Annotated in this window: 17 protein-coding genes and 1 riboswitch; of the genes, 9 read left to right on the top strand and 8 right to left on the bottom strand. The window is 69.2% G+C overall.

Features of this window, described 5'->3' with window-relative positions:
- Nucleotides 1-190: 190 nt before the first annotated feature.
- Nucleotides 191-847 (bottom strand): thiamine phosphate synthase, encoded by a 657-nt coding sequence (gene thiE, locus CFP71_RS25595; RefSeq protein ID WP_093936487.1) that lies wholly within the window; start codon nt 845-847, stop codon nt 191-193.
- A gap of 30 nt (nt 848-877) precedes the next feature.
- Nucleotides 878-985, top strand: a riboswitch (TPP riboswitch).
- Here thiE and thiO point away from each other — a divergent pair.
- From thiO to CFP71_RS25575, 4 genes are all read left to right on the top strand, one after another.
- Nucleotides 980-2,050, top strand: a complete 1,071-nt coding sequence (gene thiO, locus CFP71_RS25590) for a glycine oxidase ThiO (RefSeq protein ID WP_093936545.1) — start codon at nt 980-982, stop codon at nt 2,048-2,050. It overlaps the preceding riboswitch by 6 nt.
- Nucleotides 2,050-2,250, top strand: coding sequence for a sulfur carrier protein ThiS (gene thiS, locus CFP71_RS25585; protein WP_005160548.1), 201 nt, complete (start codon nt 2,050-2,052; stop codon nt 2,248-2,250). Before thiO ends, thiS begins: the two co-directional genes overlap by 1 nt.
- 2 nt (nt 2,251-2,252) lie before the next feature.
- Nucleotides 2,253-3,011 (top strand): thiazole synthase, encoded by a 759-nt coding sequence (thiG, locus tag CFP71_RS25580; protein WP_093936486.1) that lies wholly within the window; start codon nt 2,253-2,255, stop codon nt 3,009-3,011.
- A 109-nt stretch (nt 3,012-3,120) separates the two neighbouring features.
- Complete coding sequence (locus CFP71_RS25575; protein ID WP_005160550.1) at nt 3,121-3,555, top strand: MarR family winged helix-turn-helix transcriptional regulator; 435 nt, start codon at nt 3,121-3,123, stop codon at nt 3,553-3,555.
- On the opposite strand, the gene CFP71_RS25570 is transcribed toward CFP71_RS25575, so the two are convergent.
- Together CFP71_RS25570 and thiD (CFP71_RS25565) are read right to left on the bottom strand one after the other, a co-directional pair.
- Complete coding sequence (locus tag CFP71_RS25570) at nt 3,552-4,352, bottom strand: ion transporter (RefSeq protein ID WP_093936485.1); 801 nt, start codon at nt 4,350-4,352, stop codon at nt 3,552-3,554. The genes CFP71_RS25575 and CFP71_RS25570 overlap by 4 nt on opposite strands.
- A gap of 26 nt (nt 4,353-4,378) precedes the next feature.
- The gene (thiD, locus tag CFP71_RS25565) at nt 4,379-5,209 is read right to left on the bottom strand and encodes a bifunctional hydroxymethylpyrimidine kinase/phosphomethylpyrimidine kinase (RefSeq protein WP_093936484.1); all 831 of its coding nucleotides are present in this window, start codon (nt 5,207-5,209) and stop codon (nt 4,379-4,381) included.
- A 109-nt stretch (nt 5,210-5,318) separates the two neighbouring features.
- Here thiD (CFP71_RS25565) and CFP71_RS25560 point away from each other — a divergent pair, with 109 nt between their 5' ends.
- Nucleotides 5,319-6,338 carry a phosphatidylinositol-specific phospholipase C domain-containing protein gene (locus tag CFP71_RS25560; protein WP_093936483.1) on the top strand — a complete coding sequence of 340 codons (1,020 nt, stop codon included), beginning with the start codon at nt 5,319-5,321 and terminating at the stop codon, nt 6,336-6,338.
- An 81-nt stretch (nt 6,339-6,419) separates the two neighbouring features.
- On the opposite strand, the gene CFP71_RS25555 is transcribed toward CFP71_RS25560, so the two are convergent.
- Nucleotides 6,420-7,343, bottom strand: a complete 924-nt coding sequence (locus CFP71_RS25555) for an NADP-dependent oxidoreductase (RefSeq protein WP_093936482.1) — start codon at nt 7,341-7,343, stop codon at nt 6,420-6,422.
- A gap of 88 nt (nt 7,344-7,431) precedes the next feature.
- Here CFP71_RS25555 and CFP71_RS25550 point away from each other — a divergent pair, with 88 nt between their 5' ends.
- Nucleotides 7,432-7,830, top strand: coding sequence for a winged helix-turn-helix transcriptional regulator (locus CFP71_RS25550; RefSeq protein WP_208636034.1), 399 nt, complete (start codon nt 7,432-7,434; stop codon nt 7,828-7,830).
- 64 nt (nt 7,831-7,894) lie between these two features.
- Here CFP71_RS25550 and thiD (CFP71_RS25545) read toward each other — a convergent pair whose 3' ends face one another.
- Together thiD (CFP71_RS25545) and thiC are read right to left on the bottom strand one after the other, a co-directional pair.
- Complete coding sequence (gene thiD / locus CFP71_RS25545; RefSeq protein ID WP_093936480.1) at nt 7,895-8,710, bottom strand: bifunctional hydroxymethylpyrimidine kinase/phosphomethylpyrimidine kinase; 816 nt, start codon at nt 8,708-8,710, stop codon at nt 7,895-7,897.
- The gene (gene thiC / locus CFP71_RS25540; protein WP_167406268.1) at nt 8,707-10,350 is read right to left on the bottom strand and encodes a phosphomethylpyrimidine synthase ThiC; all 1,644 of its coding nucleotides are present in this window, start codon (nt 10,348-10,350) and stop codon (nt 8,707-8,709) included. The genes thiD (CFP71_RS25545) and thiC overlap by 4 nt, the downstream gene beginning before the upstream one ends.
- A gap of 287 nt (nt 10,351-10,637) precedes the next feature.
- Between thiC and CFP71_RS25535 the strand changes: the two genes are divergently transcribed.
- Nucleotides 10,638-12,806: a glycoside hydrolase family 15 protein gene (locus tag CFP71_RS25535; protein ID WP_093936479.1), complete on the top strand. Its 2,169-nt coding sequence runs from the start codon at nt 10,638-10,640 to the stop codon at nt 12,804-12,806.
- 89 nt (nt 12,807-12,895) lie between these two features.
- On the opposite strand, the gene CFP71_RS25530 is transcribed toward CFP71_RS25535, so the two are convergent.
- Complete coding sequence (locus tag CFP71_RS25530; RefSeq protein ID WP_093936478.1) at nt 12,896-13,468, bottom strand: peptide deformylase; 573 nt, start codon at nt 13,466-13,468, stop codon at nt 12,896-12,898.
- 157 nt (nt 13,469-13,625) lie between these two features.
- Between CFP71_RS25530 and CFP71_RS25525 the strand changes: the two genes are divergently transcribed.
- Nucleotides 13,626-13,937 carry a DUF3263 domain-containing protein gene (locus CFP71_RS25525; protein ID WP_005160574.1) on the top strand — a complete coding sequence of 104 codons (312 nt, stop codon included), beginning with the start codon at nt 13,626-13,628 and terminating at the stop codon, nt 13,935-13,937.
- On the top strand, nt 13,934-14,572 hold the full coding sequence (locus tag CFP71_RS25520) for a LytR C-terminal domain-containing protein (RefSeq protein WP_093936477.1): 639 nt from the start codon (nt 13,934-13,936) through the stop codon (nt 14,570-14,572). The genes CFP71_RS25525 and CFP71_RS25520 overlap by 4 nt, the downstream gene beginning before the upstream one ends.
- A 61-nt stretch (nt 14,573-14,633) precedes the next feature.
- Here CFP71_RS25520 and CFP71_RS25515 read toward each other — a convergent pair whose 3' ends face one another.
- The gene (locus CFP71_RS25515) at nt 14,634-16,913 is read right to left on the bottom strand and encodes an AAA family ATPase (RefSeq protein ID WP_093936476.1); all 2,280 of its coding nucleotides are present in this window, start codon (nt 16,911-16,913) and stop codon (nt 14,634-14,636) included.
- Between the last annotated feature and the right edge of the window lie 396 nt (nt 16,914-17,309).

Below are 17,309 nucleotides of genomic sequence, written 5' to 3'. Positions count from 1 at the left end.
GCGCGTGATCGAGTGGACGGCGCGTGTGATCAGACGGACGACACGCGTGACTGGAGGGACGACACGCTCGCGGCCGGGCTCCTGCCGAGTGTCGTCCGTCTGGACACACGTGTCGTCCGTCTGATCACGTGTGCCGTCCCTCCAGTCACACGAAACCGCCCCCGTGGTCGGCTTCACCAGTTCTCGCCACTCACGAGATGAGGGACCCGCGAAGCGTGCGAGCGGCCGCTTCGGGGTCCTCGGCCTCGGTGATCGCCCGGACGACGACGATCCGCGACGCCCCCGCGTCCAGCACCTCGGGCAGCCGTTCGGTGTCGATGCCGCCGATCGCGAACCACGGCCGCGACGTCCCGAAGGCCGCGGTGGAGCGCACCAGGTCGAGCCCGGGAGCGGGCCGCCCCGGCTTCGTCGGCGTCGGCCAGCACGGACCGGTGCAGAAGTAGTCCACGCCGGGTTCCTCGGCGGCCGCCTTGGCCTGTTCGGCCGAATGGGTGGACCGGCCGATCACCACGTCGTCCCCGAGCACACGACGCGCCAGCGGGACCGGGATGTCGTCCTGCCCCAGGTGCAGCACGTGCGCGCCGGCGGCGAGCGCGACGTCCGCGCGGTCGTTCACCGCCAGCAGTTTGCCGTGCTTCTCGCACGCCTCCGCCAGCACTTCCAGCGCGGCGATCTCTTGTTTCGCCTCGATCGTCTTGTCCCTCAGCTGGATGATGTCGACCCCGCCGGCCAGCGCCGCGTCGGCGAATTCGGCGAGATCGCCGCGACCGGACCGGGCGTCGGTGCAGAGGTACAGGCGGGCGTCCGCGAGGGCGGCGCGGATCTGAGGACCAGACAGGGTGGGCATGGCGGCGACGGTACCCGCGCGCTACGGTGGGGTGGTCCGCACGGGAGCCCGAGGACGGGCTGAGAGGGAGCCGAAACCGCTCCGACCGTGGAACCTGATCCGGGTCATGCCGGCGCAGGGAGCGTGATCGTCATGAGAGAACTTTCGGTTGTCGGCGGCGGGGTCATCGGCCTCTCGGTCGCTTGGCGCGCGTCCGCGCGCGGGCATCGCGTCACCGTCTACGACCCCGAGCCGGGTCGCGGCGCGTCGTGGCTCGCGGGCGGCATGCTCGCGCCGGTCACCGAGGCCTGGCCCGGCGAGGAGGACGTCCTCACCCTCGGCGAGGTGTCGCTGCGGCGCTGGCCGGATTTCGCGCGTGACCTGGCCGAAGAGGGCGTCGACCCGGGTCTTTCACCACACGGCACGCTCGTCGCCGCGCTGGACAGCGCCGACGCGGGCAACCTCGAAATGCTCGCCGCGTATCTCACCGAACTCGGTCGCGAGGTCGAGCAGCTGACCGGCCGCGAAGCTCGCCGTGCCGAACCCGGCCTCGCCGGATCCGTCCGAAGTGGACTCCTGGTTCCCGGCGATCTGGCCGTGGACAACAGAAGACTGCTGCGCGCGCTCGAACACGCCTGTGGAAGACGCGGAGTCGAATTCCGTCGCGAGACCGTCACGGACCTCGAAGGACTGGGCGACGTCGTCCTCGCCGCCGGGGCCTGGACCGGACGCCTGCACCCCGCGCTCGCGGAAGCCGTCCGCCCGTTGAAGGGCGAGATCCTCCGCCTGCGGCCGCGCCGGGGTTGCCTGCCGTCGCCGACGAGGACCGTCCGCGCGATGGTCGAAGGCCGCCCGATCTATCTCGTCCCGCGTGACGACGGCGGCCTCGTGCTCGGCGCGACCCAGTACGAGGCCGGTTTCGACGAGACCGTCACCGTCCGAGGCGTGCGTGAGCTGCTCGAAGGCGCGGAGCGCGTCTTTCCGGGCATCACCGAATACGAGCTCGTCGAGACCGCCGCCGGGCTTCGCGCGGCGAGTGTCGACACGATGCCCTTCATAGGTGAGCTGGGCGAAGGCGTCTTCGCCGCAACGGGTCACCATCGCAACGGTCTCCTGATGGCCCCGGTCACCGCGGACGCCGCGGTCGCCTGGCTGGACGGCGGGCCGTTGCCGGACGAGGTCGCGGCGGCCGCGCCGTCGCGGCGCAGCGAGGAGCGGGTGTGATGGAGATCCAGGTCAACGGCCAGTGGCGCGAGTTCCCCGACGGGACCACCGTCGAGGGCGTGCTCGAAGCGCTAGGCACGGCGACGAAGGGCGTCGCGGTCGCGGTGGACGGCGTCGTCGTCCGGCGCGGCGAATGGCCGGAAGCCGTGGTGCGCAAGGGCGCCAGCGTCGACATCCTCACCGCGGTCCAAGGAGGCTGAAAATGGACGGAGACCACCTCGTCATCGGCGAGCACAAGCTCTCGTCGCGCTTGATCATCGGCACCGGCGGCGCGGCGAACCTCGCCGTGGTGGAACGCGCGCTCGTGGCCTCGGGCACGGAACTGACCACCGTCGCGATGCGGAAGGCGGACGCCGAAGGCGGCTCCGGCGTGCTCGAACTGCTCCGGCGGCTGGGCATCCGGCTGCTGCCCAACACCGCCGGCTGCCGGACGGCCGCGGAAGCCGTCCTCACCGCCCGCCTCGCCCGCGAAGCGCTCGAAACCGACCTCGTCAAACTGGAGGTCCACGCGGACGACCGCACGCTGCTGCCGGATCCGTTCGAGACCCTCGAAGCGGCCGAACAGCTCACCGCGGACGGTTTCACCGTGCTCGCCTACACCAACGACGACCCGGTGCTGGCGCTGCGGCTGGAGGAGGCGGGCTGCGCGGCCGTGATGCCGCTCGGCGCGCCCATCGGCACCGGTCTCGGCATCCGGAACCCGCACAACATCGAGCTGATCGTGTCGCGCGCCGGGGTCCCGGTGATCCTCGACGCCGGGATCGGCACGGCTTCCGACGCGACGCTGGCGATGGAGCTCGGCTGCGACGCCGTCCTGCTTTCGACGGCCGTGACCAGGGCAGCGGACCCGGAGCGGATGGCGTCGGCGATGCGCGCCGCCGTCACCGCCGGCCGGCTGGCGGCCGGTGCGGGCCGGATCCCGCAGCGCTTCTGGGCGCACGCTTCGAGCCCGCCTCGATAACCCTTTTGTACGGTTCACGGCCTTCACAGCGAGTACGCCCTGAGAGCCCGTATGGTTGACGGCACTCTCCGGCGGCGCACCCGCCACCGTGTACCCAGAGGAGCCAGTGGTGACCACGTCAGCGGTCCAGGACGTTTCGGGCAGGTTGTTCCTGGCGGTGGGCCGATTGTCGAGGTCACTGCGCCAGGCGGGCGTGCCCGGGCCAGGCCACGGCGCGATCTCCGCGCTCGCGACGCTCGTGAACTACGGACAGCTCCGTCTGGGTGATCTCGCGGCGAAGGAAGGCGTCGCCGCGGCCACCATGTCGAGGATCGTCGCTTCACTGGTCGAAGCGGGCTACGTCAGCCGTGAATCGGACCCGATCGACAGGCGCGCCTGGCTCGCGAAGGCCACGGAAGAGGGCGAGAGGCTGGTTTCCGGTGTCCGGTCGACGCGCGTCCGCGAACTGGGGACGCGCCTCGACAGGCTGACCCCGGAGCACCAGGCGGCGCTCGCGGCGGCTCTTCCCGCTCTCGAAGCGCTCATCGCGGACGAAGACCGCTAAGCGTTCTGACGTAGCTCCGCGACTTCGGCACGAAGGGCGCGGAGCTCGTCGAGGATCTCCTTGTTCGCCTGAGCCTGGGTTTCGGCTTGCTTCGCCTCCTCCTCACGGATGTCCTGGCGAAGCTCGTCCTCCATCCCGCTGACCACGACGGCGATGAAGAGGTTCAGCACCGCGAAGCTGGACACGAGGATGTAGACCACGAAGAACACCCAGGCCATGGGTGCTTCCTTCATGATCTCCTTGGCGATGTCCGGCCACGCCTCGCCGGTCATCACCTGGAACAGCGTGAACAGCGAAGTGCCGAGATCCCCGAAGTTCTCCGGCGAAATCGCGCCGAAGAGCTTCGTCGCCATCACGCCCGCCACGAAGATGATCAACGCGAGGAGCGCGGCGATCGACGCCATCCCGGGGATCGACGCGAGCAGGCCGGTGACGACCTTCCGCATCGACGGCACCACCGAGATCAGCCGCAGCACCCGCAAGACCCGCAACGCCCGCAGCACCGCGAACGGGCCGGTCGTGGGGATCACCGCGATGCCGACCACGAGCAGGTCGAAGATGTTCCACGGGTCGCGGAAGAACTTCGCGCGATAGGCGTAGAACTTCGCGGCGAGTTCGAGCACGAAGATCGTGAGCGCGATGTAGTCGACCGTGTGCAACAGCGGCCCGTACTCCGCGAGCATTCTCGTCGAGGTCTCCAAGCCGAGTGTGACGGCGTTGAAGACGATCACCGCGATGATGAAGTTCTGGAATGCGCGGGCCTCGACGATTCTGGCCACCCGCTCGCGTCCGGACACGGCACAGATCGTAACCGGACGCGTTCTCAATGCTCCGGCGCAAGCCGCCAAAACGCCGAAACCGGACCGACCTTCGCGCCCATGGGATAGGCGTTTTCGACCGCGTGTGAGACGAACCACTTGCCGTAGCGGGCCGCTTCCACGACGGACATCCCCTTCGCGAGACCGGCCGTCAACGCCGACGCCATGGTGTCCCCGGCGCCGTGCGTGTGCTGCGTCGCGTACCGCTCGCCCGGCAGCTCGACGAACGTGGAGCCGTCGAAGAGCACGTCGACGCATTCCGGGTCGGAGACGAGGTGGCCGCTCTTCACGAGCACGTACTTCGGGCCGAGCCGGTGCAGGACGACGGCGGCCTGGTGCATCTGTTCGCGGGTGGTCACCGTCATGCCGGTCAGCAGGCGGACCTCGTCGAGGTTCGGGGTGAGGACGGTCGCGCGCGGCAGGAGTTCGTCGCGCAGCGCCACCAGCCCGGCTTCGTCGAACAGCGGATGCCCGTGCATCGACGCCGCGACCGGGTCGACCACGAACGGCACCTTGGCGTCGCGGCCGATCTCGGCCTTGTCGCAGGCCGCGGCGACGGCGTGGATGATCTCGGCCGAGGCCAGCATGCCGGTCTTGGCCGCGTTGACGCCCATGTCGGCGGCGACGGCCTCGATCTGCCCGGCGACGATATGCGCCGGGATGTCGGTGCGGTCGTGCACGCCGAGGGTGTTCTGGACGGTCACGGCGGTCACCGCGACCAGGCCGTGCACGCCACAGGTGAGGAACGTGCGCAGGTCGGCCTGGAGGCCGGCGGCGCCGCCGGAGTCGGAGCCTGCGATGGTCAGCGCCGACGGCGGGCTCGGGTTCTCGCTCATGAGTTCATTTTCCCGACTGGTCCTTTTGGTTCAACAGGGGTTCGGCCGCACCCGATCACGGTGGCACAGTGTGTGAGCCATTGCACTTCCCGCGTGCGAAAGGGCTCGGATGAAACTCCTCCCCGCGGTATCCCTCGCCGGCGTGATCGTGGCGGCCTCGCTGTCCGGAACGGTCGCGAACGCCGACACCGCCAAGGTCTCCCACGTGACCACGATCGGCGTCCACAACACCTACGAGACCGGTGCCTACGACTACTTGGCGCGCTCACTGGACGCCGGCACCTCGCTGATCGAACTCGACGTCTGGCCGAACATCATCACTCGCGAGTGGAAAGTGAGTCACTCGAACCCTTTGGGGAACAACAACAATTGCGTCGCGGCGAGTTCGCCGTCGCAGTTGTACTCCGGTGGGCGGAACAAGAATCTCGAACACTGCCTCGACGACATCCGCGTCTGGCTGGGCGCGCATCCGGACAGCAAACCGGTGACGCTCAAACTGGAGATGAAGACCGGGTTCGCGGACAACCGCGGCCTCGGCCCGGACGAACTCGACGCGTCCGTCCGGGCGCACCTCGGCAGCGCGGTCTTCCGGCCGGCGGACCTGCTCGGCGGGTACGCGACGCTCGACGAGGCGGCCAAAGCGGACAACTGGCCGTCGCTGGACGCGCTGCGCGGCAAGGTGATCATCGAGGTGATCCCCGGCACGGTCGAAGAGGGCAATCCGACGGACACGCTCAAGACCGACGTCGAGTACGCGCGGTATCTGCGGTCGCTTAAGGACTCCGGCCGCGTCGGCGAGGCGCAGATCTTCCCGGCTGTGCACGGCGCGGCGCCCGGCGACCCGCGGACGAAATACGCCGACACCGGGCTGCGGCCGTGGTTCGTCGTCTTCGACGGCGACGCGAACGCGTTCCTGACACAGACCGGGCCCGGCTGGTACGACGACAACCACTACTACGTGGTGATGACCGACGCGCACAACGTCGCGCCGGCCATCGACTCCCGCGCGCCCTCCGTGGAGCAGGCGAACGCGCGGGCGGTGCTGCTGGCGAAGAACCACGCTTCGGTGCTGACCTCGGACTGGACGGGGCTGACCACCGTGCTGCCGCAGGCACTTCCGCGCGGTTAGGTCCGGGTAAGTGTCATGAGGGGTCCCCATGGGACGAAAACCGTCCTATGGGGACCCCTCATGACACCCCGCCGCCCACCCTCAGACGGTCAGGACGAGCTTCCCGGTGACACGCCCGCCTTCGCCGACTTCGTGCGCCTTGGCGACCTCCGCCAGCGGAAACGTCTGCTCGACGTGGACGCGCAGTTCGCCCTTCTCGATCAGCTCGGTCAGCGCCAGCAAGCCGAGCTGATCGGGTTCGGCGAGCATCCCCGACGTCCGCACGCCGAGCTTTCCGGCCTTGGCGGCGACGGCCTCGCTCACGCCACCGGGTACCGCGATGAGCAGGCCGCCGGGCTTCACCGCGTCCAGCCAGCGCAGGTCGCTTTCCGCGCCGACCAGCCCGAACACGACGTCCACATCGGACGCCGTCGCGGTCTCGTCGCGGTAGTCGATCGGCTCGTCGACGCCGAGATCGCGGAGGAAGCCGTGCTTCCCGGCGCTCGCCGTGCCAAGGACGTACGCGCCACGCGCCTTCGCCACCTGGACGGCGAGGTGCCCGACACCGCCCGCGGCCGCGTCGATCAGCACCCGCTGTCCCGGCTGGAGGCCGGCGATGTCCACCAGGCCCTGCCACGCGGTGAGCCCGGCGAGTGGCAGCCCGGCGGCCTGCTCGTGGCTCAGCCCGGCGGGTTTGGGCACGAACTGGCGGGCGGGCGCGGTCACGTATTCGCCGTAACCACCGGCCTGCCGGGGGAACCACGGGAAACCGAGGACCTCGTCGCCGACGGCGAAGCGCGTCGTGCCGACGCCGAGTTCCTCCACGACTCCGGACACGTCCCAGCCGAGGACGAAGGGCGGCTCGCCCAGGAACACGCCGTAGGCCCGTGTCTTCCAGTCGACCGGGTTGATCCCGGCGGCGCGCACCCGCACGAGCACCTCCGTCGGTCCAGGGGCCGGACGGTCGGTCTCGGTCACCTCCAGCACTTCAGGGCCACCAAGCCGCTGCTGGGTCACGACGCGCATCGAAAGCTCCTCCGTTGTAGGTGCTCTCCATGTTCGGCCGCTTGGTCACTTCTCGCCAGAAGGCACTTGAAGGTAAACTAGGTACCTGATGGAAACTACCTGTGAAGTGCCGGAATCGCCGTGGGACATCTATCTGCGGAACTGCCCGTGCCGCGACGTCCTCGATCTGCTCGCCAACAAGTGGACCGCGCTGGTGCTCGGCGCGCTGTCCCGGCGGCCGCACCGGTTCGGTGAACTGCGCCGCGCGGTCGGCGGGATCAGCCAGAAGATGCTGACCCAGAACCTGCGCGCCCTCGAACGCGACGGCCTGGTCACGCGCACGGTCTTCCCGACCACGCCGCCGACCGTCGAGTACGCGCTGACCGAGCGCGGTTCGAGCGCGAGCAAGCTGCTCATGGCGGTCAGCGAATGGTCGGTCGCCAACTTCGACGGCATCCTCGAATCCCGCAAGGGCTACGACTCGCGGGTGATGGAGCCCGTCGGCTGACGCATTTGGTCCTCTGAATGCGATCGTTGCTCACGCAAGGATCGCATTCAGAGGACGAAATGCGTCACTTCAGGCGCCAGAAAGGCGAAACCGGCCCCACCCCGGCCCCCAGCGGATACGACTCCGCCACGCACCGCTCGATGAACCGCTTCCCGTCGGCGACCGCCGTCGGCACGTCGGCCCCCTTCGCCAGCGAAGACGTGATCGCCGAAGCCATCGTGTCCCCACCGCCATGCGTGTTCCGCGTGTCGAACCGCGGCCCGCTCAGCTCGACCCAGGAAGTGCCGTCGGACAACAGATCCACGCAGTCCTGGGCCGCGTCGAGATGGCCGCCCTTCACCAGCACCCACTCCGAACCGAACTCCAGCAGCGCTTCCGCCGCCTCCCGCTGCGACGCCGGACCGGTCACGTGAACGCCGGTCAGCAGCCGCACCTCGTCGAGGTTCGGCGTGATCAGTGTGGCGCGGGGGAACAACTCGGTGCGGATCGCCTCCAGTGCCTCCTCACGCAGCAACGCGTGCCCCGTCATCGAAGCGGCGACGGGGTCCACGACGAACGGCGTCCCCGACGAGCGTCCGATGTGGACTTCGTCGAGCGTCTTCGCGACGGCGTTGATGATCTCGGCCGTCGCGAGCATCCCGGTCTTCGCCGCGTCGACGCCCATATCCGTCGCGACGGCCTTGATCTGGCCGGTGACGACGTCGACCGGGATCTCGCTGAAACCCTGCACGCCCAACGAGTTCTGCACGGTGACCGCGGTGAGCGCGACCATCCCATGCACCCCGTTGGCGAAGAACGTCCGCAGATCGGCCTGGATGCCCGCACCACCACCGGAATCCGATCCGGCGATGGTGAGGGCGGTCCGGGGGGTGTCCGTCACTGATTGACCACCGGCAGGTACACCTTGTTGCCCTGCTCGGCGAACTCGGTCGACTTCTCCGACATGCCTGCCTCGATCGCCTCCACAGTGGACAGTCCGTGTTCCTCGGCGTACTTGCGGACGTCCTGGGTGATGCGCATCGAGCAGAACTTCGGCCCGCACATCGAGCAGAAGTGCGCCGTCTTCGCCGGTTCCGCGGGCAGGGTCTCGTCGTGGTACGCGCGGGCGGTGTCCGGGTCCAGCGACAGGTTGAACTGGTCGTTCCAGCGGAATTCGAAGCGCGCCTTGGAAAGCTCGTCGTCCCACTCCTGCGCGTACTGGTGCCCCTTGGCGAGGTCGGCGGCGTGCGCGGCGATCTTGTAGGTGATGACGCCGGTCTTGACGTCGTCACGGTTCGGCAGGCCGAGGTGCTCCTTCGGCGTGACGTAGCAGAGCATCGCCGTGCCGTACCAGCCGATCTGCGCCGCGCCGATGGCCGAGGTGATGTGGTCGTACGCCGGCGCGATGTCGGTCGCGAGCGGGCCGAGGGTGTAGAACGGCGCCTCGCCGGTCAGCTTCTCCTCGAGTTCGACGTTCTCCTTGATCTTGTGCATCGGCACGTGGCCGGGGCCCTCGATCATCACCTGGACGTCGTGCTCGCGGGCGATGTGCGTGAGCTCGCCCAGGGTTTCCAGTTCGGCGAACTGCGCGCGGTCGTTCGCGTCGGCGATCGAGCCCGGACGCAGGCCGTCACCGAGGGAGAACGTGACGTCGTACTCGCGCAGGATCTCGCAGAGTTCCGCGAAATTGGTGTACAGGAACGATTCCTTGTGATGCGCGAGACACCACGCCGCCATGATCGAGCCGCCGCGCGAGACGATGCCGGTGACCCGGCGCGCGGTCAGCGGGATGTAGCGCAGCAGCACCCCGGCGTGCACGGTGACGTAGTCGACACCCTGCTCGCACTGCTCGATGATGGTGTCGCGGTAGACCTCCCACGAAAGCTTTTCCGGCTCCCCGTTGACCTTTTCCAGCGCCTGGTAGATCGGCACGGTGCCGACCGGGACCGGCGAGTTGCGGACGATCCACTCGCGCGTCTCGTGGATCCGCTTGCCGGTGGAGAGGTCCATGATCGTGTCGGCGCCCCAGCGGGTGGCCCACACCATCTTGTCGACCTCCTCCTCCACGGAGGACCAGACGGCCGAGTTGCCCATGTTGGCGTTGATCTTCACCAGGAAGTTCTTGCCGATGATCATCGGCTCGGTCTCCGGGTGCTTGCGGTTGGCGGGGATCACCGCGCGACCGCGCGCGACCTCGTCCCGCACGAATTCCGGCGAGCAGCGCTCGCGTGCCGCGACGTACTCCATCTCGCGGGTGATGACGCCCTGTTTCGCCCAGCCCAGCTGGGTGTTGTGCTCACGACCGTCGGCCCAGCCGGCGCGCAGCCGATGCAGTCCACTGTGGACATCGATCTGCGCGTCGTCGTCGGTGTACGGGCCGGAAGTGTCGTAAACGTCGAAATGCTCGCCGTTCGAAAGATCGATCCGCCTGGCGGGGACCCGGAGACCGGATTCCGTCTGGTGGTAGACCTTCCGCGAACCGGTGATCGGTCCGGTGGTGACGGTCGGCGTGATGGCAGACTCGTTCTCAAGAGTCGTCAACGACGTTCACTCCCTACGCCGGCATTACCCGGTCAGGTTCATGCGGTCGGCGGCGCCGGGTCTTCCGGAAAGACTCCAGCCGCCCTCTCAGCCCGCCATGGCGCGAGCTCCCGCGGTTGTTTGGTTGTGCCTCGACCATGCCACGCCGGGGCCGGATCAATCAACCCGCCCTCGGGTGGGGACTTGTCGACAGCGTCGACGGTTCACCGGTTCGGGTCCTGTGCGCGCGGGGGATTCACGACAGAATCCCGGAGGTTCTGCACCGTTACAGAAGTCTGGGGTGGGATATGCGCAGATTCATGCTCCCGGCGTTGGCGGGCGTGCTGCTCGCGGGACTGATCCCGGCGGTGGCCGCCGCAGAGGATGGTGAGGCGCCCGGTGCGCCCGGCGCCCATCCGAGCTGGCTCCCGGCGGACAAAACCGGCTTCGGCACCGCCCGCGAACGGGCCAGCAACGTCTGGTTCACCCTCCAGGGCGGCCGGATGTCCGAGGTCTACTACCCGGATCTGTCGACTCCGAGCGTCCGGGCGCTCGACCTCGTCGTCACCGACGGGAAGAGCTTCGCCGCCGTCGACTCCTCGGCGAAGAACCAGCAGGTGCGCCGCACCGGCGGCCTGACCTACGAACAGACGATCACCGACGACCAGCGTCGCTGGAAGCTCCGGAAGACCTACGTCACCGACCCGGCTCGCACGAGCGTGCTGATCGACGTCGACTTCGTTTCGCTGACCGGCCGCCCGTACCAGGTGTTCGCGGTCGCGGATCCCGATCTCACCAACGAGGGTTCCGACGATTCCGCGCGCACCGACGGCACGAGCGCGGTCTCGTCCGACGCGAAGACCGCGGCCGCGCTGGCCGCGGAACCGGCGTTCTCGCGGACCTCCGTGGGGTACTCGGGTTCCTCCGACGGCATCACCCAGCTGACGAAATCCTTCGCGCTCAAGAATTACGCGACCGCGGCCAAGGGCAACGTGCTGATCACCGGGCAGACCTCGGCCGACGGTCTGCGCTCGCGGGACTTCACGCTTTCGCTCGGCATGGGCGCGAAGGGCTCCGACGCGCTCACGAACGCGAAAGCCTCGCTGCGACGAGGATTCGCCGACGCCGCCCGCGCGTACGACCGCGGCTGGAAGCAGTACCTCCGTCAGGTGAAGGACGCGCCGTCGTCGCTCAAGACCAAGCAGGAGCGCGACCTCTATCAGGCGTCCGTGCTCATGCTCGCGGCGAGCGAGGACAAGCTCCACCAGGGGGCGCTCATCGCGTCGCCGAGCATGCCTTGGCGGTTCGGGAACAACGACCCGGAGTGGTCGCCGTCGGGCACGTATCACCTGGTCTGGCCGCGTGACCTCTATCAGATCGCGACCGGCCTGCTCGCCGCCGGCGACCGCGACGCCGCCAACCGGTCGGTCGACTACATGTTCGGCACGCAGCAGCTGCCGGACGGGCATCTGCCGCAGAACAGCCACGTCGACGGCACGCCGTACTGGACGTCGATCCAGCTCGACGAGACGGCGCTGCCGATCGTGCTCGCGCAGCAGCTCGGCCGCACCGACGCCAAAACCTGGCAGGGTGTGCGCAAGGCGGCGGAATTCCTGTTGTCCTACAAGGCGGACAACGGGCACGCGTCGCCGTACAGCCAGCAGGAGCGCTGGGAGGAACAGGACGGCTACTCGCCCTCGACGATCGCCGCCGTGATCGCCGGGCTGGTCTGCGCGGCGGATCTCGCCAAGGCGAACGGCGCCGCCGCCGACGCGAAGCGCTACCTCGACACCGCCGACGCGTTCAAGGCGAAGCTCGCCCGGTGGACGGTGACCACGAACGGTCCGCTGTCGAAGGATCCGTACTTCGTCCGGCTGACCAAGGACGGCGACGCGAACAACGGCACGAAGTACAACCTCGGCAATTCCAGCGTGACCATGGACCAGCGGGCCGTGACCGACGCCGGTTTCCTCGAACTGGTGCGGCTGGGCATCTACCGGGCCGACGATCCGGTGATCCGCAACAGCATCGCGGTCACCGACGTCGACATCGCGTTCACCACTCCGACGGGGCAGTTCTGGCACCGCTACACGAAGGACGGGTACGGCGAGAAGGCCGACGGCTCACCCTGGGACTACACGTTCCCGGCCGAAAGCCGAACCACTTTCGGGCGACTGTGGCCGCTGCTCGCGGGTGAACGCGGCGAGTACGACCTCGCCGCCGGTGACCGGGGTACGGCCGCGAAGCGCCTTCGCGACCTGGGGCGCGTCAGCAGCTCCGGGGACACGATGCCGGAGCAGGTCTGGGACGAGAACGCGCCTTCGGGGCAGACGGGTTTCCCGGCGGGCACCCCGACGGCGTCCGCGACGCCGCTGGCGTGGACCCACGCTCAGTACCTGCGGCTGGCCTGGTCGGTGCAGGCCGGGAAGGTGATCGAGCAGCCTCGGGTCGTGCGTTGTCACTTCCTGGGCTGCTGAGCTCCGCCCGCTACTGCAATGAAGGGGCCTTTCATAGCAAATTTTGCTATGAAAGGCCCCTTCATTGCACGCGGGGAGGTGCGAGAGGGTCAGTCGTCGGCGGGCTCGGGCCGCGCCTCCGGCAGCCACGAGTTGCCCGGAACGCCCCACTTGTTCGCCTTGAGCATCTTCTTGGCCGCGCGCGCGTGCCGCCCGACCAGCCGGTCGAGGTAGATGAAGCCGTCCAGGTGATCGGTCTCGTGCTGGAGGCAGCGCGCGAGGTACCCGGTGCCTTCGACCTCGATCGGGTTGCCGTCGACGTCGAAGCCGGTGACCTTCGCCCACGAAGCGCGTCCGGTCGGGTACGACTCGCCGGGAGCCGACAGGCAGCCTTCCCAGTCGTCGTCCGGATCCGGCATCGTCTCCGGGATCTCCGAGGTCTCGAGCTTCGGGTTCACCACGACACCCTTGTGGCGCGTGCCCTCGTCGTCGGGGCAGTCGTAGACGAACACGCGCTGGTCGAGGCCGATCTGGTTGGCCGCGAGGCCGACCCCTTCGGCGGCGTACATGGTCTCGAACATGTCGTCGACGAGGGTGCGCAGCTTGGCGTCGAACTCGGTGATCTCCCGAGTCGGGTTGTGCAGCACGGGCTCGCCGGCGATCACGATGGGATGGACGGTCACGGGCGCAGTTTAGTCGGACCCTTCTGGTACACCCTTACCCATGACGCGCCGACGCCGATACCGAGGCCGGGCGCGGCATCCGTGGTCTAATGGCGCCGCGGAATGACAAGCCTGTGGTTTCACGCCGCCGAGCACTGACCTGATTGCGAGGAGTCGGATGGACGCCGCGGAGTCGATGGCCGAGCCCGACCAGCCGTCCCCGTCGGAGACCGTGAACGGCCTCAGCGAGCGCGAACTCGACATGCTCGCGTTCGAACGTCAGTGGTGGAAATACGCCGGCGCGAAAGAACAGGCCATCCGCGAACGCTTCTCGATGTCGTCGACACGCTACTACCAATTGCTGAACCGGCTGCTCGAGAAGACCGAAGCCATGCAGGCCGACCCGATGCTGGTGAAGCGCCTGCGAAAGACGCGAGCGGCCCGGCAGCGCAATCGCGCGGCCCGGCGACTGGGGATCGATCTCTCATGAGTCTGTTTTCGGGTCTGTCCCGGCCGATGAAGGCCGCCGGACTGGCCTTGGTCGGTGTCGCCGTGATCGCCGCCGTGATCGGCGGGATCACCCTGACCAGCGGCGGCGGTGACTCGGACACCGCCACACCGCCCGGCACGACGCCCACGACGTCGGACGGCGCGACACCGCCTTCGTCCGAGCCGCAGGGCACGCCTCCGGCCAGCTCACCGCCCGCCTCGTCGGCGCCGCCGTCGAGCGCGCCCGCGAGCTCCGCGCCCCCGGCGAGCCAGCCTGGGCAGACCGGCAAGCCCGGCCCGGGTCAGCCGGGGGGCGATCAGCAGGCGGCGCACAAGTGGGTGACAGTGCGCGTCTACAACAACAGCCTGATCCAGGGTCTCGCCGAGCGGGCCGCGAACGATTTCCGCGCCTCCGGCTGGAACGTCACCGAGGTCGGCCCCCACCAGGGCAAGCTCCCGAAGTCGGCGGCCTACTACCGGCCGGGCACCGACGAGGAGGCCGCGGCGAAGGCGCTGGCGCTGGAGTTCGGCATCGAAGCCCAGCCGAGGTTCGAGGGCATTCAAAACGCCGCCGCCGGCGTGATCGTGATCCTCACCAAGGACTACGACGAAAACGACAAGAGCGGCGGCTCCTAGCAGCAGTACATGAAGGCCCCCTTCCTTGCGCCAGGCGCAAGGAAGGGGGCCTTCATGTACTTCAGACCTGGTTCTGCGCGTAGGCCTCCAGAGCCGCCAGCTGGGCCGGGTCGAGCGACGGCCGCACGGTCTCCGCCGCCTTCGCCAGATGCCCGGCGGTGACCTCCTTGGCCTCCAGCGACTCCCGCATCGCGGTCAGCGCGGCCTCCCGGATCAGCGCCGCGCAGTCCGCCGCCGAGTAACCGTCCAAAGTGGCCGCATACGCGGCGAGGTCCACATCGGACGCGAGTGGCGTGTTCTTGGCGCTGGCGGCCAAGATCGCCTCACGCGCGTGCGCGTCCGGCGGCGGGACGTAGACGCGGCGCTCAAGCCGTCCCGGCCGCAGCAGGGCCGGGTCGACCAGCTCCGGCCGGTTCGTCGCGCCGAGGACGACGACCTCGCGCATCGGCTCGACGCCGTCCAGCTCGGTGAGCAGGGCCGCGACGACCCGGTCCGACACTCCGGAGTCCGAGGACTGGCCGCGCCGAGGGGCCAGCGCGTCGATCTCGTCGAGGAAGATCAGCGACGGCGCGGCCTCGGCGGCGCGGCGGAACAGTTCCCGCACCGCGCGCTCGGACTCGCCGACCCATTTGTCCATCAGTTCGGCGCCCTTGACCGCGAACACGTTCAGCGCGCCGGTGCCCGCGAGGGCCCGGACCAGGAACGTCTTGCCGCCGCCGGGCGGCCCGTACAGCAGCACGCCGCGCGGCGGGTCGACGCCGAGGCGGGCGAACGAGTCCGGATAGCGCAGCGGCCACAGCACCGCCTCGGTGAGCGACTGCTTGACGTCGGTCATGTTGCCGACGTCGTCGAGGGTCAGCCCGCCGGTGGCCAGATTGTCCGAAGTGGACATCGAGATGGGGCGGACGGTGGTCAGCGCGTCGAGCAGATCCTGCTGGGAGATGCGTGGCTCGTCCGCGTCACGCTGGCGCAACGCGGCGCGGAGGGCGGCGTCGCGGCGGAGCGCGATCAGGTCGGCGGCCACGAAGCCGGGGGTGCGTTCGGCGATCGGCCCGACGTCGACGCCGGACTCCAGCGGGGCTTCGCGGAGCAGCACCCGCAGCAGTTCCATGCGGGTCTTCGCGTCCGGGAGCGGCAGGCCGAGTTCGCGGTCGAGCAGGTCGGCGGCGCGCAGCCGGGGATCGGTGGACTCGGCCCGTCCGGTGGTGGCGACGACGGCGAAGCCCTTGTTGCGCAAGGCCTTGCGCAGGTCGTCGAGGACGACCGTCGCGAGTGGCGGCGGCTGGGACGCGGGCAGCAGCGTGTCGATGTCGGTGATCATCAGGACGGCGGGTTCTTCGTCGCGGGTTGCCTGCTCGATCGCCTCGCGCAGCCGCGCGGCGGCCACGTTCGGGTCGAGAACGGCGATGTTCGGCGCCGCGATCGACACCACCCGCACCTTCTCGGCCTGCGCCACGGCACGGACCAGCGTCGCCTTCCCGACACCTTCCGGCCCGGACAGCAGGACCCCCAGATGCGCCGACGTCCCGAGTTTGGCGAGCAGTTCCGGGCGGTGGAAGGCCAGGTCGAACCACTCGGCGAGCTTGCGCGCTGCCGATTCGGATCCGGCGAGATCCGACAGAGGCGGCACGGATTCCTCGGCGACCTCGTCGATCTGCTCGTCTTCGACGATCTCGGCGTCGATGAAATCCTCGTGCGGGGTGGCGGGCGTGCTGCGGACCAGCGTCGTCCCGGCGCGAGCGGGCGCGGCGGCGGGCTCGGCCTCGCCGGTGCGGGCGCCGTCGCGCCAGCTGACCACAGTGGACGGTCCGACGGCGACCGGCCCCGACGGCTCGGTGGCCGTGACCGTGAGCAGCTCGTTCGTCCACGTCATGCCGATGGCGCGGGAAAGCTGACCGCGGACGGCGGACACGTCGGAGCCCGGCGGCGGCGCGAGATCCTGGGGGAGCAGGGAAACCGCGTCGCCGACCGTCAGCACCTTGCCGATCAGGGCGAGCCGCAGGGTGTGCGGGGAGAGCGACACGCTCGCGATCCGCGAGCCCGCCACGGTGACCGTCTTCGCGGCCGACACCTCCGCCGGGGCGACGACGACCTCCGAGCCCTCGGTCACGCCGAGGTTCGACATCGTGACGTCGTCGAGGAGGATCACGCCCGGGATCCCCTCCGCGTCCGACGGGGCGGCCAGCGCCGAGCTGACCCGCGCGCCGGTGACGCGGACCGCGTCCCAGGCCATCAGGCCGAGCGCGTCGAGGACTTCGGGATGCAGCCGGACGACGCCGCGGCGGGAGTCCAAGGCGGACGGGGTGTGCCGGACGGTCAGCGTGATCTGGGGTGCGCTCACCCCGTCACCCTATCCACGCGGACCGTTCCCAGCGCTCGAAGGACAGGAACCCCCGGGCGGGTCGCCGGGGAACGAGACGCGCGCCTGGCTCGGGTCTTGCCCCGGATATCATGAAAGGGTCTTTCAGGACACTTTTCGTCCTGAACGACCCTTTCATGACACTTCGTGCCAGGCTCCCGCCCCCCGGCCTGGCGGACGTTGCGAAAGCCACGTTCGCAACCTTCAACGTTGCGAACGTGGCTTTCGCAACATCCGGGACCTGGCGGGCAGGTGAGCGCTGTTCATGTTTGTCCCCAAGTTGTCCACAGGAACACCCACTTGTGGACAACTACCGCCTTTCACCCCCGTTTCCCCAGGTCCCGTCCGGGGGCGCCGATACGCTGGGCGCGGGGCCGT

Source organism: Amycolatopsis thailandensis, assembly GCF_002234405.1.
GTDB classification, from domain to species: Bacteria; Actinomycetota; Actinomycetes; order Mycobacteriales; family Pseudonocardiaceae; genus Amycolatopsis; species Amycolatopsis thailandensis.
Note: the sequence above shows the minus strand (reverse complement) of the source record. Positions and strands in the feature narration are given on the sequence as shown.